The sequence below is a fragment of the Polynucleobacter sp. HIN6 genome (genome assembly GCF_030297575.1).
Lineage (GTDB): Bacteria > Pseudomonadota > Gammaproteobacteria > Burkholderiales > Burkholderiaceae > Polynucleobacter.
This window is the reverse complement of sequence record NZ_AP028137.1, coordinates 922,121-940,181: the sequence shown is the minus strand read 5'-3', so window position 1 is coordinate 940,181 and position 18,061 is coordinate 922,121. Positions and strand designations below refer to the sequence as shown.

Below are 18,061 nucleotides of genomic sequence, written 5' to 3'. Positions count from 1 at the left end.
AGCATGCTTGCAATTACGCAGATCAAGCGCTGGCTCTTTGTTGTAGCGCTGATTCCGCTTGCCCGTTTATTTGTTCTTGCCTATGCTGGACAGCTGGGTGCTAATCCTGTCGAGTTCATTACTCGTTCAACTGGTACCTGGACCATTACCTTTTTGTGCATCACCTTGGCCATGAGTCCAATGCATTGGATAACGGCATGGTCTGGCTGGATCCAAATGCGTCGGATGCTGGGGCTATTTACATTTTTCTATGCATTCTTACACTTCACGATTTGGTATTGGCTGGATCACAATCTTGATTTCCAAGAGATGTTTGCAGACGTGATTGAACGCCCATTCATTACAGTAGGGTTTGTTGCCTTTGTTTGTATGAGTCTATTAGCAATCACTTCGAACCGAGCAGCAATGCACTGGTTGGGGCGAAGCTGGAGGAGTCTGCATCGTCTCATTTATTTGATTGCCATTCTTGGAGTGCTGCATTACTTTTGGCATAAGGCCGGCAAAAACGATTTTCAGACCGTTTACATCTATGCTGGGATAATCTTGATATTGTTAGTAGTACGGATTCCTTTCATCCGTGAACAACTTCGAAGAATAAAGACACGATCATGAGCTCACCGTTTAATTGGCACAACCCATATCCCACTGTACGGATGCCCGTTTTTGGCCGCAATATTTGCTCAACCTCCCATCCCTATGCCGCTCAAGCAGGATTGAAGATGATGCAGCAGGGGGGTAACGCAATTGACGCTGCCATTGCTGCCGCAGCGGCCTTAATGATCGTTGAGCCAGTTTCTAATGGCTTGGGCAGCGATTGTTTTGCCATCGTTTGGGATGGGCATGAACTACATGGTTTAAATGCCTCAGGGGTCTCACCAGCCGACTGGAGTCTTGACTACTTTGCCAAGAAGTATGGTCGTGATACACACGGCATGACCAATCGCCCCATGCGAGGGTGGGATAGTGTGACCGTGCCAGGCGCCATTGCTGGCTGGGAGGCGCTTCATCAGCGCTTTGGATCCTTGCCCTTGGCTGATATCCTGCAGCCCGCCATTGAGATTGCAGAGCGCGGGCATGCGGTTGCACCAATCGTGGCGCATAAGTGGGCTGCCGCTTTGAAGGAGCTTAGCCCCCAGCCAGGTTTTGCTAAGGCATTCATGCCAAATGGTCGAGCACCACTCACGGGTGAGATCTTTCATTTTCCAGCAGCTGCACGAGCGTTAAGGCAAATTGCTAACAAGGGTATCCGGGATTTTTATGAAGGTGAGATTGCCAAATCAATCGTTGAATTTGCTCAGGAGCACCAAGCGGCATTGAAGGCTAGTGATTTAGCCAACTATCAGCCAGACTGGGTTGGCACCATCTCCACTCGGGTGCAGGGCTATGACGTCCATGAGATACCCCCAAATGGCCAGGGGATTGGCGCCTTAATGGCGATGGGGATCTTAGAGAACCATGATCTATCAAAGTATCCAGTAGACGGTGTCGATAGTCAGCATTTGCAAATCGAGGCCATGAAATTAGCCTTTGCAGATATTTATCGCTATGTAGCGGATCCACGCTCGATGGAAGTCAGCTCCCAACAAATGCTTAATCCCAAATACCTTGCCAAGCGAGCAGGGGAAATTAATTTACAACGCGCCACCCAATTTACCTTTGGCATGCCCAATACGGGGGGTACTATCTATTTAAGTGCGGCTGATGAAAAGGGGCGCATGATCTCGTTTATTCAGAGTAATTACATGGGTTTTGGCTCTGGTGTAGTGGAACCGAATTGGGGAATTAGTTTTCAGAATCGGGGATATGGATTTTCATCAGACCCTCAATCACCCAATGTGGTGGCAGGCAATAAGCGACCATTTCATACGATCATTCCGGCATTCTTAACTAAAGAAGTGAATGGCAAAACCGTTCCCCAAATGAGTTTTGGAGTGATGGGAGGTGATATGCAACCGCAAGGGCATTTACAAACCCTCTTGCGCATGTTGGTCTATCAACAGCAGCCCCAAGCTGCGTGTGATGCACCGCGTTGGAAGATCAATCGAGATTTCAGTCTCGATGTCGAGGCCAATATGGATCCTCAAACGGTTAAGGGCCTCATCGAACGGGGGCATGTTCTGAAAAAGGTGGATGATCCCTATATGGATTTTGGTTCTGGCCAATTTATCTGGCGCCTATCTGATCAAATTGACGATGGCTATGTTGCAGCAAGCGATAGCCGCCGAGATGGGCTTGCTGCTGCGTATTAAGCATCACTGGCATGGAAGACCGTTAAAATAACGAGCTTTGCCAGCACGGCATCATTATTGAGAAAGTTCTTGTGTTAAACGCGTCTAATATCACCATGCAGTTTGGGGCAAAACCCCTGTTTGAAAACATCTCAGTCAAGTTTGGTGGCGGCAATCGCTACGGCTTAATTGGCGCCAATGGTTGTGGCAAATCAACCTTTATGAAAATCCTTGGCGGAGAGTTGGAGCCATCGGCTGGCAATGTCAGCCTTGAACCCAATATTCGTTTAGGAAAGTTGCGTCAAGATCAATTTGCCTATGAAGATATTCGAGTGCTCGATGTAGTGATGATGGGCCATGCCGAAATGTGGCAAGCGGCGGCAGAACGCGATGCGATTTATGCCAACCCCGATGCCACTGACGAAGACTATATGCGTGCGGCTGAGCTCGAAGCTAAGTATGCAGAGTTTGGTGGCTATACCGCTGAAGCACGCGCTGGCGAGTTGCTGCTTGGGATTGGCATTCCACTAGAGCAACACAATGGCCCGATGAGCAATATTGCACCGGGCTGGAAATTGCGTGTCTTACTTGCTCAGGCTTTATTCTCGGATCCAGATGTCTTGCTGCTTGATGAGCCAACCAATAACTTAGATATTCATTCGATTCATTGGCTCGAAGAAATCCTGAATCAACGCAATAGCACCATGATCATCATCTCGCATGATCGCCACTTCCTAAATGAAGTGTGCACGCATATGGCCGATATGGATTACGGTACGCTGAAGGTCTATCCTGGCAACTACGATTCCTATATGTTGGCATCCACCCAGGCACGGGCCCAGCAAATGGCGGCTAATGCCAAGGCCAAAGAGAAGATGGCTGAACTTCAGGCATTCGTGAGTCGCTTCTCGGCCAATGCTTCCAAGGCCAGACAGGCAACCTCACGCCAGCGCCAACTCGAGAAGATTGAGCTGATTGATATTAAGCCCTCATCGCGCCAGAACCCATTTATACGGTTTGAAACTGAGAAGAAGTTACACAATATGGCAGTGGAGTGTAATGCGCTCACCAAACAGTTTGATCGGGTGATCTTTAAGAACTTCAAGATTGCGATTCGTCCGGGTGAGAAGATCGCGATTATTGGTCAGAATGGCGCAGGGAAGACCACCTTACTGAAAACCATTCTGAGTAAACGCTTTGATGGCATTGCTGCTGATACTGGGGATGTGAAGTGGGCTGAGAATGCCAATGTGGGTGTCATGCCGCAAGATACTAGCGAATGCTTTCCTAAAGATGAGAACCTCATTGAGTGGATGACCCAATGGCGCAAACCAGGTGATGACGATCAGGTCGTGCGCGGGATTCTGGGGCGCCTCTTATTCTCAGGCGATGAGATCAGTAAATCGGTGAAGGTGGTTTCGGGTGGCGAGAAGGGGCGCATGATTTGGGGTAAGTTGATGCTTCAAAAGCATAACGTGCTCGCAATGGATGAGCCAACCAATCATATGGATATGGAGTCAATTGAGAGTTTACAAATCGCCCTTGAGAAATTCGATGGCACTCTGATTTTTGTCTCCCATGACCGCGAGTTTGTTTCAGCCTTAGCAAATCGGATTCTGGAGATCAAACCTGATGGCACGATTAATGACTACTCCGGCACCTATGAGGAGTATTTGCGAAGCCAGGAACTTGCGGGTTAAGATTTTTGCTCGCGGGTAAAGCGCATGGCAGTACCTTCTGCCTGAATACGAACCCAGACCGATTGCTTCTCTTCGGGGCTCATGAAGACCCAGTTGCTGACTTCTAGGGCGGTGCGACCACAGCCCTTGCAGATCTCGTCAAAGAGGGTGGAGCAGATCCCAATGCATGGGGAATCAGAATCGCTATCGCCGATTCCCAAAGAATTAGCACCGTTATTGATTGAGCTCATGCCTTACTTTAATGCATCAAGTTCAATCCTGCCGAGGCTGCTTGAATTAGGGTCTTGGCGCAAGGGGCTATGTTCAGCTAATTCATCAAGATATAGGCCAATCCCTTGACGTTCACGCTCCAGAAATCGTGCCACTGCAGCAGCAAAGCGTGGATCACTCAGATGGTGGTATGAGAAGACGCTGGTTGGCATAAACCCTCGCGCCATCTTATGCTCACCTTGCGCACCACCTTCCAGGGTTTGGATTCCCTCGCGGATGCAATACTCAACTGCTTGATAGAAGGCGGTCTCAAAATGTAGACAGGGATGTTGCTCCACGCACCCCCAATACCGCCCATAGGCTTTACTTTGTTCACGATCAACGACCAATAGAGCGCTGGCAATTGCGCGGCCTTCACGCTTGGCCACGATCAAATGAAGATTACGGGGCATCTGCTGCGCCCACTCCTGAAAAAAGAGTTGATTTAGATAGGGAGTGGAGTAGTGGTCCTGATAGGTATTGCGATAACAGCGATAGAAGAACAGCACATCCTCCTCGGTGACTAACTCTCCGGGAAGGTGTTCAAAGGTAATCCCTGCACTTTGTACCTGCTTACGTTCACGCTTGATATTCTTGCGACGCTTCATGGTGAGGGTAGATAAAAAGGACTCAAAATCATGATAGCCATGGTTATGCCAATGAAACTGCACCGACTCCCGCTTTAAGAATCCCGCCTCACTAAGAAGCTTTGCCTCCTCTTCGACAGGAAAAAGAAGGTGGGCAGATGATAGATTTAGCTCGCCAACCAATTGTTTTAAACCGGTAATTAGGGCTTCTTGATGCTCAGTTGATCGGGCTAATAATCTCGAAGAGGTAACCGGAGTAAATGGGATGGCGCTCAGTGCTTTTGGAAAGTAGGGAAGCCCTGCTTGGGTATAGGCCTCTGCCCAGGACCAATCAAAGACATATTCTCCATAGGAGTGAGTTTTGAGATAGAGAGGCAATACGCCAAGAAGCGCGTCACTATCAGCTTCATAGAGCGCCAGATGCGATGGCTGCCATCCCGTTTCTGCACTCACACATCCAGTTTTCTCCAAAAGACTCAGAAATGAATACTGCATGAAGGGTCCGGCTGAGGGCGGCAAGATTGAGTCCCATGCCTGCTGCGGGACATCCGAAATTTGATTTAGAACCCGAACCTCATACTTAGCTTGCATATAAATCAGCCAAGTGCATCCAATCAGCGTTGAATCAGTTCGATCTTGTATCCATCGGGGTCGGTGATGAAGGCAATTAAGGTTTTGCCACCCTGAACTGGGCCGGCAGGACGAGTAATCGTGCCTCCAGCAGCAGCAATATCCTCACATGCCTTGTAAACATCGGGGACTGCGATTGCGATATGACCGTATGCGCTACCGTGGTCATACGTACTCACGCCGTAGTTGTAGGTGAGCTCAATTTCTGCCTGCCCATCCTCATTACCACGCCCAAATCCCACAAAGGCTAGGGAGTACTTTTGCTCCTCGCGATTGGTCGTGCGCAATAAGTTCATACCTAATACCCGGGTGTAGAAATCAACCGAGCGGGCAATGTCCCCCACGCGCAGCATGGTGTGCAAAATCATCTTACTCAATCCGGGCTCTCTCGCGAATCTTCTTCATCATTTCAGAGAACTTAGCCTTTTGCCAGGCCTGATCTTGCATCAGCATTGTCTTTAACTGTTCCTTGATTTCAGCCATTGGGGGTATCTTCACATCACGTACGTCTTCGAGCTGAATAATATGCCAGCCAAATTGGGACTTCACTGGCTTATCGGTCATCTGACCTTTTTGTAAAGAGGTCATTGCCTTAGAAAACTCAGGAACGAGTGCCTTATCGCTTACCCAACCAAGCTCTCCACCCTCAGGAGCAGAGCCGGGATCTTTGGAGTTAGCCTTGGCTAGATCGCCAAACTTTGCACCGGCCTTGATCTTGGCAATAAGAGCTTTGGCATCCGCTTCTTTTTCTACCAAGATGTGTCGTACTTTGTATTCTTTGCCGCCAAATTGACTCTTAATGGAATCATATGCCGTTTTGTAATCTTCTTCGGTAATGCCGCCTTTATCAATGTAATCATCAAACAGGGCTGCTACTAATACTCCCAAACGAGCCTGCTCAATTTGATCTTTGACATCGTCCTTTTGACTCACGCCGCGCTTATCCGATTCTTGAATAATCAGTTCACGGGTAATGAGAAGTTCACGGCCTTGCTCACGAATTTTTGGATCGCTTGCAGATTGCCCTGAATTTTTAATGAGGCGATCAAGCTGCGCCTTGGGAATGGGCTTGCCGTTCACAATCGCTGCATTTTGAGCCATTACAGCGGTACTCATGAAGCCGATAGAGCAGACGAAGATGATTTTTTTGGTCAGACGCATATAGAGAATAAAGAGGCTAAAAGAGGAATTATGACTCATTTGGTGCAAGTGCATGGATGGCCAGTGCGTGGATCTCGTGCGGCATGAACCCTTTCAATGCACTATATACTAAGCGGTGACGTGCCACGCTGTTAAGACCCGTAAATGCCTGCGCAGTAATCCTGATCCGAAAGTGACCTGCGCCTCCAGCAGCACCCGCATGACCAGCATGCAAATGACTCTCGTCTTCAATGACTAGATGAGATGGCTGGAGTTGCTTTTGCAAGCTAGACTGAAATGCGGCAATACGCTCTTGATTGGTCATCATGCTTCGTCCGTCTCCATATGACGACTTAACCACAGTCCTTGGGAAATGATGAAGAGAATAAGCAAACCAATGCCACCAAAGAGTTTGAAGTTCACCCACACATCCTCAGAAAAGGTATAGGCCACATAAAGGTTCAGAACACCCATGAAGAAGAAAAATGCCGCCCAGGCATGATTGAGCTTAATCCAGACTGAGCGTGGACTACCGGGTTTCAAGGTCACTTGCTTTCCCATGATGCTCTCAATCCAATTTTTCTTAAAGAACTGGGCGCTAAAGAAGAGCACTGCTGCAAATAACCAATATAAGACGGTGGGCTTCCACTGGATAAAGGTTTTATCTTTTAAGAGTATGGTGAGACCACCAAAGACAACAATGAGCACTAAGCTCGCCCACTGCATGCCCTCAATTTTTTGCCGACGCAGATAAAGCCACACAATTTGGGCAATAGTTGCAATGATTGCCACGATGGTTGCTACATAGATATCGGCGAGCTTGAATGCAGCAAAAAAGAGAATGACCGGGAATAGGTCAAAGAGAAATTTTTTCATGAGGATTGCTTGAGGGTGGCGTTTTGACTTGGCTCAAAGCGCAATGACGCAGAATTAATGCAATAGCGCAGTCCAGTAGGCTCTGGACCGTCTTCAAAGACATGTCCAAGATGGGCATCGCAGTTTGAGCAACGGACCTCGGTTCGGATCATGCCATGTGTCAAATCCTGGTGCTCACTAATGACTTGGGGATTGGCGGGGCTGTGATAACTTGGCCAACCGCATCCGGCATCAAATTTGGTGCTTGATACAAATAATGGCGTGCCACAGCAGACGCAACGGTAGAGGCCATTTTCCCAATGATCCCAGTACCGACCTGAGAAGGGCGGTTCGGTTGCCGCTTGGCGCGTCACGCGATACTCAATCTCAGAGAGTTCTTGACGGTATTGCTCATCACTTTTAGTCATAGATTAGATTGTAAAGAAGGATTAAGAGGAGCAGCTAAGGACAATATCTTCGAGCTCTTTAGAGGGAGGAGCCGAGTAAGTCTCATGCTCTGGCTGTTCTGCAAACGGATTTTCAAGGATCTGTAAGAGCTTTTGGACTTCCGAAAAATCATCCTGCTGGGCGAGTTCGATAGCGCGCTGTGCCAAGTAATTGCGTAAAATAAATTTTGGATTGGTATTGAGAATGGCACTCTGTCGATCAAAATCAGACAGCCGTTCAAGTTTTAGTCGATCCAAGTAGGATTGCATCCATTGATCGAACCCTTGGCGGTCAATGAAGTGATCGCGTAATGGATTGGTTTGATCATCGGCATGCGATTGAACCTGAGCAAAAAGACGGAATGTGTTTGTGAAATCCACTCGATTCTGATGCATTAATTCAAGTAAGTTCTCAATTAATGCGAAATCATTGGCGAGCTCATTCATTAAACCCAGCTTTGCACGAAAGCGCCGTAACCAAGCCTCACGATATTGGTTTGGAAATTGCTCGAGGGCGGTTTGTAATTTCTGCTGAGCCTCTTCGTTTGAACACCTCTTCTCCAATAAAGGCAATATGCCGCCTGCCAAACACGCCATATTCCAATGCATGATTTGTGGTTGGCGATGATAGGCATACCTTCCTTGCGAATCACTGTGGTTGCAGATGTGATCCATTTGAAAGCGATCCATCATTCCAAAGGGACCGTAATCGATCGTAAGCCCCAAAACACTGATGTTGTCACTATTGAGAACCCCATGGCAAAAGCCCAAGGATTGCCAATGTGCCACAAGCTCAGCAGTACGACGACTAATCGCTGAGAATAATGAAAGATAAGGATCATCACCATCTCTGCACTCTTGGTAATGGCTATCGAGAAGATACTCGGCCAATTGCTGGAGATGCTCGGTTTGGCGCGCAGCCGCATAGTGCTCAAAATGACCTACGCGCAGAAAGCTGGGGGCTAAGCGCGTACAGACCGCTGCAGTTTCAAGGGTCTCACGCATGACTGGTTTTTTGGATCCCGTCACCGCTAAAGCTCGACTAGTTGGTACGCCAAGAGCATGCATGGCCTCACTAGCCAAAAACTCACGGATGGATGAACGCAATACGGCTCGGCCGTCCCCCATGCGCGAATAGCAGGTGATGCCCGAACCTTTTAATTGAATCTCATAAGGACCAATATCGCCCAAAAGGATAGCGCGACCATCGCCCAGTTGCCCAGCCCAGATACCAAATTGGTGACCGCTGTACGCTGTGGCGATTGGGTTAGAAAAAGCATGTTCTTTGGTAGCTAATGTATTACCACTTAAGACATCCAACCAAAGTGGGTCGGCAGGAAGACCAGATTCATTAAGGGCAATACCGAGCTCTTGTCCGAGTAAAGATGAGAATCCGACCCAATAGGGCTCTGGTAGGGGAGTGGGTGCAATTGATTGACAGGTATCGTCACCCTGAAGGGGAAAGGCCATTGCTACACCGAGTAATTAGCCCAAGCAGAGCCAATTAAATTTCCGGTAATTACATCGTGCGCAATCACGCCCTTGGCATCAAAGCGCCGCTCCACCATCTCATAGTTACCGTCGTTACGAACTCGCAATACTGTGCTTGAACGCGTGCCGTAATGTTCGGTCCGAATAAAAGCCGAAGAAAGCGCTTTCTCCCATTCCAAACTAACACCGGTACTTGGAAGTTCACGTTCAGGTGCCTGATGGTCATCGGCTAATACGTGGAGATAGGCATCGGCATTTTTTAAGCCGCCAGCATCCATGGCTAGAGTTTGAGCAAACGCAGCAATCCGGTGATTCACTTTGGGCCATGGAGTATCGAGCATGGCATTCGATAGCCCATAGACGCCTGGAGTTAGTGGCTGACTTGGAAATGTTTTGCGGGGGCGCACGGATTTACCCATCACCACGCGATTGCTCACCCAGTGCATTTGAGCATCGCTCGGATCACTCAGATCAGCCATCAATAGATTAAAACCGTTGTACTGATCAAAGCGCTTGCTGTGCTTCTCAATAAAGTGGCTGGGTTTATCTGGGTTCGTAAGATATAAAAAGGGTAGCTCACCTCGGGTTCTCGCATCGGGTTTTTTCTCACTGGGTGAGCGCACGTTCGTAAGTGCAGAAAAACGCCCCTGCCGATTGAGCCCTAACCAGGTGCCTGGACTACCAATCACATCAGCATGATCTCGACCGGCCAATACATCTGGATGCTCAGGCCACCAAGCAATGCCAGTGGTATTGCGCTCGTAGAACTCATCCCGATTGGCAGCTACCACCAATGGGTATTTTGGGTGCGATTTCCAGGCAAATAAAATGAGGCACATATCAATACTATGCCTGATTAAATCTCGATTAGAGAATAGGGTAGTTTTCCAAGCTCCAGACTGGGGCCGCTAGCGTCACCAAGATGAAGTTTGCCGCTTTGCGCAAGTTCTGATTTGCATTCAATTTGAAGATCCACCCAATCAGGGTTATTCGAATTAGGTGCTGAGAGCACGATCATTCCGGCCGGCTGGCCTGGATCCTCTTCATGAAAAATCTCGGTCGCTGGCGGGCAGGACTCAGAAGGAATTTGTGCTTTAGCCAAATAGAGGCGACGCTTAATCGCCCCTCGATATTGGCTGCGAGCAACGACTTCTTGGCCTGGGTAGCACCCTTTCTTGAAATCGACCCCACCCACGGATTCCAGGTTCACCATTTGAGGAACGAATTGGTCCTGCGTAGCCGCCACAATTCGGGGAATGCCACTGGCTACTTCAGTTGTATTCCATTCGCGTGAATTGAGTTGGGCGTCGACTGTCATTTGGGAGGCAAACACAATCCGCTTTGTAGGATTTGTGTCACTGGGGGATTGCATCGCTAAGGCAATTGCATCGGCCGGAAGGCGAGGGAGAAGCCCCTCAATAGTCTCAAGAGAGCCATATACGAGCCAATCATCACTGACGTCACGAATCACGACCTTGGAACGCAAAACGAACATGCTCAGTCGTTTTGCAAATGCCGCAGCAAGATCGCGTGAGACAAATAAAGCATATTGCGTTACTGCTTGGGATGAATGCAAACTAATCCATGCAGAGGCGAGTAAGCGACCCTTTGCCGTGCAATATCCAGTCAATCGGGCGGCTGAACTTCCATGAGCAATTGCTCCGGTGGGGGTGGTGGTTAACCCGAGCACTGAATTCGTTAACTGACCTTGTAAAAATGAACTTGCATCAGATCCCTCAACCAGAATCAAGCCCCAGTCTGGTAAGCGGCAAATAGCAAGTGAGTTCATAGTGTTGCTTGATCGATGATGGTCATGTCAGTTCCTTAGCCTTTTATCATAGTGCTATGTGCAAAAACTTTCTAAATCATCGAATTCCTTATTTCTTGCCATGGCTCTAAGTAAACGGTTACTGGGCATTGGTCTTGTATCGCTCATGGGCATTATTTGCCTGTATTACCTTGCTTTATTCACATGGGGCGTGGTGCCACCCAAATCTGCTTTGTCCAGCCAGGCCAAGGTAGAAGATGCTGCCGTGCGGTTTAAGGTGTTACCGAAATCCGGGGTCTCAAAGATCGCAAGCCAGCTGCAAGACCAGGGAATTAGGGTTCCTGCCTTGGTTTTCCAAATCGGCGCTCGATCCCTTGGAGTCGCTTCATCATTAAAGCCCGGCACTTATGAGTTTCCGGCCAATGCAAGCTTGGGCAGCATACTGCTGCAAATGGCTCGGGGCGATCGAGTTCGGGAGGTTGTGAAGCTTATTCCTGGCATGACCATATGGCAGGTTCGGGCAGCAATTGATGCGCACCCAGCACTAACTCATCAAACGAATTCGCTCAGTGATGCTCAGCTCGCTAAGCTCTTAGGGCTAACGCAGCCGAGTGCAGAAGGGTGGTTATTTCCAGACACCTATGTATTTGATCCCGATGATTTGGATTCGAGTATTTATCAACGTGCGTATGTGGGTATGCAAAAGCAATTAGCGAATGCATGGGATCTTTATCTGCAGGGCCAGCCGAATGATCGGGTCTTAAAGAGTCCGTATCAATTACTGATCCTCGCCTCGATTATTGAGAAGGAAACTGGCCAAGCGTCTGAGCGTGGATTAATTTCTGGGGTATTTCATAATCGGCTCAGAAAGGGCATGATGTTGCAAACTGATCCAACGGTCATCTATGGAATCGGCCCACGATTTGATGGCAATATCCGAAAAACCGATTTACGCCGCGATACTCCCTACAATACTTATATGCGCTATGGCTTACCTCCAACCCCGATTGCAATACCCTCCAAAGAATCGCTAATTGCCGCTGCGCAACCCGCTCCCACCAATGCACTGTATTTTGTTGCCAAGGGCAATGGCAGTAGTCATTTTTCTCCATCCTTGAAAGAGCATGAGGCTGCGGTTGATCGCTATCAGCGCTTGCCTGCCCAATCGTCTACCAAGTCGGTAAAGTAACCAATGGATATCAATCGTCCCGGTTTTTTTATTAGCTTCGAGGGCATCGATGGTGCTGGGAAGAGTACTCACCTTGAAGCCTTTGCCAAGCATTTAGGGCAGTGCTATCCCAATCATGAGGTTGTGATTACTCGTGAGCCAGGCGGCACCCCTTTGGGTGAAAAACTCAGGCAACTTTTATTGCAAGAGCCGATGCATATTGAGACTGAAGCCTTGCTCATGTTTGCCGCTAGACGTGAGCACCTAGCTCAGGTTATTGAGCCCGCCTTACAGGCTGGCAAGATTGTGATCTCGGACCGGTTTACCGATGCCAGCTTTGCGTATCAGGGGGGTGGAAGGGGTTTAAGTCTCGATACCTTAAATACACTTGAGACTCTGGTGCAGGGGAGGGGGGCTGAATTGATACAGCCGGACCTCACGCTCTTATTTGACCTACCTGGCGAGACTGCGGAGCAGCGTCGCTCGAAGGCGAGAACCCCCGATAAGTTTGAACGCTTGGATCTGCATTTTTTTGAGAACGTTCGCAATGAGTACTTGCGACGTGCTAAGGCCGATCCCGGCCGCTTTATGGTGATTGATGCACGGCAATCGCAAGAGCTGATCTGGAAGCAATTATCAGAAATTCAGTTGAATTACTGATGCAAATTACTGATTTATATGAATAATTTCATGATAGGTTTTTTCTAAAATCCATGCCAATAGAAAATATTCATCATGAATCAGTGAAGCTATTGCCATGGTTTGATGCGCTTGGTAAAGCATTCAATTTGGAGGCAACCCCCCAGGCAATTTTGTTTCATGGGCAGCCGGGCATAGGTAAATTTGATTTTGCCCGCTGGCTTTCTAAGGCACTGCTGTGTGAGGCTGATTTGTTCTCAACAGGGCATAAGCCTTGCAATTCTTGCGAGGCATGCCGTTGGTTTGATACTGGAAATCATCCAGACTTTATTGCTTTAATACCGCAAAGCTTAAAAGGGCGCTTGGTCCAAGCTGAACTGGAAGGAAGCCCAAAAATCGACCCTGCGGCCTCTGAGAACCAAGACGATAGCGATGGAAAGAAAGAGAGTGCTTTCATCAAAATTGACGAGGTGAGAGGGGCGCTTGGGGGCATCAATATTGGTTCGCACCGGGGTGGCAAACGCATCATTTTAATTTATCCCTTAGAAAGTTTGCGAGAGGATGCATCCAACACCTTGCTCAAATCATTGGAGGAGCCCAATCCCGACACAATTTTTATTCTGGTGAGCGACCGCATTGATCGAGTGCTACCAACCATACGGTCACGTTGCCAACTGATTGCCTTACCAAAACCAAGTCGGGATGTGGCGCTTGATTGGTTGCAATCTGAGCTGAAATTATTGTTGACTGATACGGTTCGAACCGAGGAACTGGAAGCTACGATCGATGAGCATGCGGGTGCACCGCTAAGCGCAAAGGATCAGATTTTGGTAAGGCATCTCGGCGATGATAAGGATGGCATTGGTCTTGCCATCCATGCCACGAGAGTGTTGTTAGAGGCTTTAAGCAAAGGGCCTCAGATTGCTTACTTGGAATGCGCAGAGAAGGTTCAAAAAGCCCCGTATTCCGCTTTATTAATGTGTATGCAACGCTGGCTGTTTGATTTGCAATTATCTCGCCAGTTAGGGGAGGTGCGCTACTACCGCCGGCACGCCCAACTCATCGGGCAACTAGCGTCCCAACTGCAATTGGCAAAAGCTCAGCGATTGTGGTCAACCCTAACGCTCGCTCGTCGTCACGAGAATCACCCCTTGTCCACACGGGTTCAAATGGAATCGATGCTCTTGCAATATCAACAGCTCTTTGCAGACTAAAATTAGTTGTTATGTTTATTGATTCGCACTGCCATCTCGACTTCCCAGAATACCAAGATCGCCTTCCCGAGGTTTTGGGGAATATGATGCGCGCCAATGTGAGTCATGCGCTTTGCATCTCCGTAGACATTCCAGATTTTCCCAAGGTGAAGCAACTCGCCCACACTTATCCAAATTTATTTGCTTCGGTTGGCGTTCACCCGGATTATGAGGAAACCCCCGAGCCAACGCTTGAGTTTTTAGTTGAGGAAGCCAAAGACGATAAAGTCATTGCGATTGGTGAGACCGGGCTTGATTACTACCGAATGGGTGATCGATCCTATGAATCATTGGAGTGGCAGCGCGAACGCTTTCGGACTCATATTCGCGCTGCCTTATTTGCCAAAAAGCCTTTGATTATTCATACGCGTTCGGCCTCAGAAGATACCTTGCGAATCATGCGAGAGGAGGGCGCTGATGCGATTGGTGGTGTGATGCATTGCTTCACAGAGTCTTATGAAGTGGCCAAGGCAGCAATTGAACTTGGTTTTTATATCTCGTTTTCTGGAATCGTGACCTTCAAGAATGCCAAGGATCTTCAGGCAACCTGTAAGGCCTTGCCTTTAGACCGATTGCTCATTGAGACCGATTCACCCTATTTGGCTCCCGTACCGCACCGCGGCCAAACCAATGAACCTGCCTGGGTAGCGCATGTGGCGAGCTATATTGCTCAATTGCGTGGTGAATCAGTTGAGCGCATTGCCAAGCAAACTACAGATAATTTTTTTCAATGTTTTCAATTAAATAGAAGTTATTCATGATGCTACGTCGCAGTTTTATTGCTCTTACCGCCCTAAGCTTTATCTCAGGTTTTGCTATTGCCCAATCTCAAGAGCAGGCCGATCGAATGGCGCGCGCTGTCCAATTTGACGACCTTGCGCAAGTGAAAAGGCTCCTACAAGACGGCGTAAGCCCCAATTTGCTCGTTCGCGGCGGCAATCCGATCTCGGTTTACGCAGTGCGAGAGAACTCGCGTACCACCCTCGATTACCTTCTTACTCTTAAGAATTTGGATGTCGACCAACCGAACCTCTCGGGTGAAAACGTTCTAATGATGGCTTCGCTTTATGGGCTGCTACCTGAGGTTAAGACCCTGGTTGATAAGCGGGCCGCTACGATTAATAAAACGGGTTGGACGCCACTGCATTACGCCTGTACTAATGGTCATTTGCAAGTTGCGGAGTTTCTGTTGGATAAAGGTGCTCAGGTAAACGCCTTGTCTGATAGTGATACATCGCCACTGATGATGGCTGTGCGATCTGGGAATATTCAGCTAGTAAGACTATTGCTTGATCGTGGCGCTGATTTGCAAATTCGCAATCACCAAGGCTTTAGTGCCATAGATGTTGCAGATTTATTCAATCAAGAAGAGATATCGAGAGGTCTGCGTTCGCGTTGGGAAAAGCTCTATAAAACCAAATATGAGGGGGGTCCAAAGCCTGTAGCCGTGGAATCCCAGCCTAAGGGCTAGATATCATATTTGCGTATAATCATTATTATGTCAAATAACATATAACATTCAATGGCGATGTCATCCCTTCCAAACTTCTTTACTCTGGCGCGGCAAGTTGGTGAAAGCTTCCCAGACCAGCTAACCGTAGTCTTTATGACCGCGATCGGTATGCTAGTTGCTCATGCACTACTGATTCTATTAATTGGCAAGATTTACCAAGTGCTGATTGATTGGGCGGATAAGCGCAATATCTTTTGGCTGTCGATCCCGTTCTATATGATTGCTGTTGGCCTGGTGTTGACGACCCATTTAGTTGATATTGTGGTGTGGTCCTACGCACTAATTGCACTGAAGATTTTTGAGATCGATACGAACGCTTTTTACTTTGCTGGCGAGATGTACACCACGGTTGGGTATGGAAGCTTTCCATTACCGGATAACTGGAAAATTCTACCGATCGTTGTTGCCTTTAGCGGAATATTTGCTGCCTCGATGTCTGGGGCGGTGCTCTTTAATATGATTGGTCAGATTATTCGTAAGAAAACGGTCAAATAAGTTTTACTTGGGCAAATCTGCAATTGGGTCGACTTGCTTTAGAAATAGTTCAAAGGTTCGACCCTTTTCATTTTCCAGGCGCACCCTACCCGGTATCCAGCCAAAATCTTTCACTAACCATATGTCATTTCTGCGCTTGTGGTCCATCTCCTTGACAGGTAAGCGCTTGTAGTGCCGCAGGACCGTGGGTCCTAGAGTCGATACTGCATCCGATAATTCTTCACCTTGGCTTTGAAAGCGCCAGGTCTCCACTGTATCCAAATTAGCAATTGGAACTTCTCGCACGGTACCTTTTTCATCAATCTGATCATTGCCCGCCAGCAGTGATGCAAGCTGCATCATGAGACTGAAACGATCTTGGGTGCCAGGTGGAATATCTTTTAATTGATCTGGCTTTTGAGAGAAGAATAACTTCCCTCCCCCCTTATCATCGCGATCAAATCGGGTAAATCGTGCTGGCCGGCTCCCAAGGTGCTCCACATAAAAATCAGGGGCCAATCCGTAGGCATCAATCTTTCCTCGGGATTCAAAGATAAATGGCCCAACAAATGCATAGGGAATATTGATGAATAATCGATAGCCAAGTTTTGGATCAAATTGCCACTCGATTGAAGCCGTTTGCAAGTATTGGCCATCGAGATAGGCATCGTAGTAATAAATACCAGGATCGGGAACTCGAAAAGCCTGACCTTCTTGCTCCACTTGCCCTGCACCGTTCCCGCCATCGGACTCAATGATCGCGCCATCGCCCACTGCGTTTGAGCTTTGATCCCGCACGGTTGGCTCAGGTGCGGCCGGTTTACTTAACTGAACTTTTTTAACAGGCTCGACACGCAGCTCGGCGACGGTCACATCTTCTAATGGAGCCGCCTTAGAGAATAAAAAACTGGGAAACCCAACAAATATGTAAAGATGGACCAATACCGATATGGTGATTGCAAACAGCACAATCGTACGCGGTTTGAGTAAGCGCAAACCATTCATAAAAAGACTCAGCGAACGATTGCTACTGCAATCAATTAGACCCAAAATGGGTCTTGCAAGATGCGGCTATCCTTCGGCAGATTGGCAGCCAGAAAATCCATCTGATCTGCCAAAATATTTCTGCCCTTCAAAATCATATCTTCGTACAAACTAGGCGTATAAGGGGCGTAGAGAAGGCTCATCCCCGCTCTCTCGGGCGTACGATTACCTTTGCGTTGATTGCAAGGACGGCATGAGACAACTAGGTTCATCCAGGTGTAGCTACCGCCTTTACTGTTGGGAACAATATGCTCTGCTTCAGCATCGTGCTCTGAGATTCGGCAGCCACAATAGGCGCATAGGCCGCGGTCACGTCGATAGAGCTTGCGTTTCGTGATGGCTGGAACCACATCAAACAAATTTATTTTTGCAGAGCCCTTAACAGCAATGATGGAGTGCAGCTCAATGATCGATTGTTGGCCGGTTAAACGAGAGATGCCACCACGCATGATGGCGACAGGTTCACCCAGCGTCCATGAAACGCTGTCATCCGCATAATGTCGGGTTGCATCCTCAGCATCTATCCAGCACTGGGGGATACCGCCCGCATCCAACTTCAAAATGCTGAGCACCACTCCTCCTCTCTGTCATGGTCTTAGCGCCATGGCACGCCTGATAACTCTTAATATAGTCTAAGTTTCCTATAAAAAGATGACGTTTTTCAAGCCCCCAGAGGATTTATGAGTAATTGCTGGAAAGAGCTTGGTTTCTACTCAAATCGTTTACAAACCCATTCTTTACGACCCCACTCCCCAGGACGCTCTGCGAATACCAACCAAACGATCCATTCCGATAGTTTTTTCATGACACTCTCCTTGTTTTGAGAGATCATTGTGGTTCATTAAAGGCTCATAAAATGAGCTTTACGGTAACTAT

21 protein-coding genes are annotated in these 18,061 nt (G+C 48.2%); 9 read left to right on the top strand and 12 right to left on the bottom strand.

What is annotated here, in order from left to right:
• Window positions 1-3 precede the first annotated feature (3 nt).
• The 3 genes from QUE66_RS04850 to QUE66_RS04840 all read left to right on the top strand — a co-directional run bounded on the left by QUE66_RS04850 (window position 4) and on the right by QUE66_RS04840 (window position 3,928).
• Window positions 4-612: a protein-methionine-sulfoxide reductase heme-binding subunit MsrQ gene (locus QUE66_RS04850; RefSeq protein WP_286222964.1), complete on the top strand. Its 609-nt coding sequence runs from the start codon at window positions 4-6 to the stop codon at window positions 610-612.
• On the top strand, window positions 609-2,249 hold the full coding sequence (locus tag QUE66_RS04845; protein ID WP_286222963.1) for a gamma-glutamyltransferase family protein: 1,641 nt from the start codon (window positions 609-611) through the stop codon (window positions 2,247-2,249). Before QUE66_RS04850 ends, QUE66_RS04845 begins: the two co-directional genes overlap by 4 nt.
• A gap of 71 nt (window positions 2,250-2,320) precedes the next feature.
• A complete protein-coding gene (locus tag QUE66_RS04840) occupies window positions 2,321-3,928 on the top strand; it encodes an ABC-F family ATPase (protein ID WP_286222962.1) in 1,608 nt (535 codons plus the stop codon).
• On the opposite strand, the gene QUE66_RS04835 is transcribed toward QUE66_RS04840, so the two are convergent.
• The 10 genes from QUE66_RS04835 to ygfZ are packed head-to-tail and all read right to left on the bottom strand — an operon-like array spanning window position 3,925 to window position 11,115.
• Window positions 3,925-4,158 (bottom strand): DUF1289 domain-containing protein, encoded by a 234-nt coding sequence (locus QUE66_RS04835; protein ID WP_286222961.1) that lies wholly within the window; start codon window positions 4,156-4,158, stop codon window positions 3,925-3,927. The two genes, QUE66_RS04840 and QUE66_RS04835, sit on opposite strands and share 4 nt — an antisense overlap.
• 3 nt (window positions 4,159-4,161) lie before the next feature.
• On the bottom strand, window positions 4,162-5,355 hold the full coding sequence (locus QUE66_RS04830) for a GNAT family N-acetyltransferase (RefSeq protein WP_286222960.1): 1,194 nt from the start codon (window positions 5,353-5,355) through the stop codon (window positions 4,162-4,164).
• A gap of 23 nt (window positions 5,356-5,378) precedes the next feature.
• Window positions 5,379-5,762, bottom strand: a complete 384-nt coding sequence (gene gloA, locus QUE66_RS04825; RefSeq protein ID WP_108508422.1) for a lactoylglutathione lyase — start codon at window positions 5,760-5,762, stop codon at window positions 5,379-5,381.
• Between the two features lies 1 nt (window position 5,763).
• Window positions 5,764-6,555 (bottom strand): peptidylprolyl isomerase, encoded by a 792-nt coding sequence (locus tag QUE66_RS04820; RefSeq protein WP_286222959.1) that lies wholly within the window; start codon window positions 6,553-6,555, stop codon window positions 5,764-5,766.
• A gap of 28 nt (window positions 6,556-6,583) precedes the next feature.
• Window positions 6,584-6,862 carry a BolA family protein gene (locus QUE66_RS04815; RefSeq protein WP_286222958.1) on the bottom strand — a complete coding sequence of 93 codons (279 nt, stop codon included), beginning with the start codon at window positions 6,860-6,862 and terminating at the stop codon, window positions 6,584-6,586.
• Window positions 6,859-7,410: a septation protein A gene (locus tag QUE66_RS04810; RefSeq protein WP_286222957.1), complete on the bottom strand. Its 552-nt coding sequence runs from the start codon at window positions 7,408-7,410 to the stop codon at window positions 6,859-6,861. Before QUE66_RS04810 ends, QUE66_RS04815 begins: the two co-directional genes overlap by 4 nt.
• On the bottom strand, window positions 7,407-7,817 hold the full coding sequence (msrB, locus tag QUE66_RS04805; protein ID WP_286222956.1) for a peptide-methionine (R)-S-oxide reductase MsrB: 411 nt from the start codon (window positions 7,815-7,817) through the stop codon (window positions 7,407-7,409). Before msrB ends, QUE66_RS04810 begins: the two co-directional genes overlap by 4 nt.
• A gap of 21 nt (window positions 7,818-7,838) precedes the next feature.
• Entirely contained in the window at window positions 7,839-9,305 is a 1,467-nt protein-coding gene (locus QUE66_RS04800; protein WP_286222955.1) for a protein adenylyltransferase SelO, read from the bottom strand.
• A gap of 2 nt (window positions 9,306-9,307) precedes the next feature.
• Complete coding sequence (locus tag QUE66_RS04795) at window positions 9,308-10,165, bottom strand: NRDE family protein (protein WP_286222954.1); 858 nt, start codon at window positions 10,163-10,165, stop codon at window positions 9,308-9,310.
• Window positions 10,166-10,182: 17 nt separating this feature from the next.
• Window positions 10,183-11,115 (bottom strand): CAF17-like 4Fe-4S cluster assembly/insertion protein YgfZ, encoded by a 933-nt coding sequence (ygfZ, locus tag QUE66_RS04790; RefSeq protein WP_286222953.1) that lies wholly within the window; start codon window positions 11,113-11,115, stop codon window positions 10,183-10,185.
• 100 nt (window positions 11,116-11,215) lie between these two features.
• On the opposite strand from ygfZ, the gene mltG reads away from it, so the two are divergent.
• From mltG to QUE66_RS04760, 6 genes are read left to right on the top strand one after another with little or no spacing between them, the layout of a single operon-like run.
• Window positions 11,216-12,283, top strand: coding sequence for an endolytic transglycosylase MltG (mltG, locus tag QUE66_RS04785; protein WP_286222952.1), 1,068 nt, complete (start codon window positions 11,216-11,218; stop codon window positions 12,281-12,283).
• A gap of 3 nt (window positions 12,284-12,286) precedes the next feature.
• The gene (gene tmk / locus QUE66_RS04780; RefSeq protein WP_286222951.1) at window positions 12,287-12,922 is read left to right on the top strand and encodes a dTMP kinase; all 636 of its coding nucleotides are present in this window, start codon (window positions 12,287-12,289) and stop codon (window positions 12,920-12,922) included.
• Window positions 12,923-12,975: 53 nt separating this feature from the next.
• The gene (locus QUE66_RS04775; protein ID WP_286222950.1) at window positions 12,976-14,115 is read left to right on the top strand and encodes a DNA polymerase III subunit delta'; all 1,140 of its coding nucleotides are present in this window, start codon (window positions 12,976-12,978) and stop codon (window positions 14,113-14,115) included.
• Window positions 14,116-14,126: 11 nt separating this feature from the next.
• Entirely contained in the window at window positions 14,127-14,915 is a 789-nt protein-coding gene (locus tag QUE66_RS04770; protein WP_286222949.1) for a TatD family hydrolase, read from the top strand.
• Window positions 14,912-15,625, top strand: a complete 714-nt coding sequence (locus tag QUE66_RS04765; protein ID WP_286224684.1) for an ankyrin repeat domain-containing protein — start codon at window positions 14,912-14,914, stop codon at window positions 15,623-15,625. Before QUE66_RS04770 ends, QUE66_RS04765 begins: the two co-directional genes overlap by 4 nt.
• A 51-nt stretch (window positions 15,626-15,676) precedes the next feature.
• Entirely contained in the window at window positions 15,677-16,162 is a 486-nt protein-coding gene (locus QUE66_RS04760) for an ion channel (protein WP_286224683.1), read from the top strand.
• Window positions 16,163-16,165: 3 nt separating this feature from the next.
• Here the strand turns inward: QUE66_RS04760 and QUE66_RS04755 are convergent, their stop codons facing one another.
• Both QUE66_RS04755 and QUE66_RS04750 read right to left on the bottom strand, forming a co-directional pair.
• On the bottom strand, window positions 16,166-17,146 hold the full coding sequence (locus QUE66_RS04755; protein ID WP_286224682.1) for a DUF3108 domain-containing protein: 981 nt from the start codon (window positions 17,144-17,146) through the stop codon (window positions 16,166-16,168).
• A 35-nt stretch (window positions 17,147-17,181) separates the two neighbouring features.
• Entirely contained in the window at window positions 17,182-17,757 is a 576-nt protein-coding gene (locus QUE66_RS04750) for an HNH endonuclease (RefSeq protein WP_286224681.1), read from the bottom strand.
• Between the last annotated feature and the right edge of the window lie 304 nt (window positions 17,758-18,061).

What these genes read in the sequence shown, in the direction of transcription:
- QUE66_RS04850 (WP_286222964.1), top strand. Translation starts at nt 4, where the DNA reads ATGCTTGCAATTACGCAGATCAAGCGCTGGCTCTTTGTTGTAGCGCTG.
- QUE66_RS04845 (WP_286222963.1), top strand. Translation starts at nt 609, where the DNA reads ATGAGCTCACCGTTTAATTGGCACAACCCATATCCCACTGTACGGATG.
- QUE66_RS04835 (WP_286222961.1), bottom strand. Translation starts at nt 4,158, where the DNA reads ATGAGCTCAATCAATAACGGTGCTAATTCTTTGGGAATCGGCGATAGC.
- QUE66_RS04830 (WP_286222960.1), bottom strand. Translation starts at nt 5,355, where the DNA reads ATGCAAGCTAAGTATGAGGTTCGGGTTCTAAATCAAATTTCGGATGTC.
- gloA (WP_108508422.1), bottom strand. Translation starts at nt 5,762, where the DNA reads ATGATTTTGCACACCATGCTGCGCGTGGGGGACATTGCCCGCTCGGTT.
- QUE66_RS04820 (WP_286222959.1), bottom strand. Translation starts at nt 6,555, where the DNA reads ATGCGTCTGACCAAAAAAATCATCTTCGTCTGCTCTATCGGCTTCATG.
- QUE66_RS04815 (WP_286222958.1), bottom strand. Translation starts at nt 6,862, where the DNA reads ATGATGACCAATCAAGAGCGTATTGCCGCATTTCAGTCTAGCTTGCAA.
- QUE66_RS04810 (WP_286222957.1), bottom strand. Translation starts at nt 7,410, where the DNA reads ATGAAAAAATTTCTCTTTGACCTATTCCCGGTCATTCTCTTTTTTGCT.
- msrB (WP_286222956.1), bottom strand. Translation starts at nt 7,817, where the DNA reads ATGACTAAAAGTGATGAGCAATACCGTCAAGAACTCTCTGAGATTGAG.
- QUE66_RS04800 (WP_286222955.1), bottom strand. Translation starts at nt 9,305, where the DNA reads ATGGCCTTTCCCCTTCAGGGTGACGATACCTGTCAATCAATTGCACCC.
- QUE66_RS04795 (WP_286222954.1), bottom strand. Translation starts at nt 10,165, where the DNA reads ATGTGCCTCATTTTATTTGCCTGGAAATCGCACCCAAAATACCCATTG.
- ygfZ (WP_286222953.1), bottom strand. Translation starts at nt 11,115, where the DNA reads ATGAACTCACTTGCTATTTGCCGCTTACCAGACTGGGGCTTGATTCTG.
- mltG (WP_286222952.1), top strand. Translation starts at nt 11,216, where the DNA reads ATGGCTCTAAGTAAACGGTTACTGGGCATTGGTCTTGTATCGCTCATG.
- tmk (WP_286222951.1), top strand. Translation starts at nt 12,287, where the DNA reads ATGGATATCAATCGTCCCGGTTTTTTTATTAGCTTCGAGGGCATCGAT.
- QUE66_RS04775 (WP_286222950.1), top strand. Translation starts at nt 12,976, where the DNA reads ATGCCAATAGAAAATATTCATCATGAATCAGTGAAGCTATTGCCATGG.
- QUE66_RS04770 (WP_286222949.1), top strand. Translation starts at nt 14,127, where the DNA reads ATGTTTATTGATTCGCACTGCCATCTCGACTTCCCAGAATACCAAGAT.
- QUE66_RS04765 (WP_286224684.1), top strand. Translation starts at nt 14,912, where the DNA reads ATGATGCTACGTCGCAGTTTTATTGCTCTTACCGCCCTAAGCTTTATC.
- QUE66_RS04760 (WP_286224683.1), top strand. Translation starts at nt 15,677, where the DNA reads ATGGCGATGTCATCCCTTCCAAACTTCTTTACTCTGGCGCGGCAAGTT.
- QUE66_RS04755 (WP_286224682.1), bottom strand. Translation starts at nt 17,146, where the DNA reads ATGAATGGTTTGCGCTTACTCAAACCGCGTACGATTGTGCTGTTTGCA.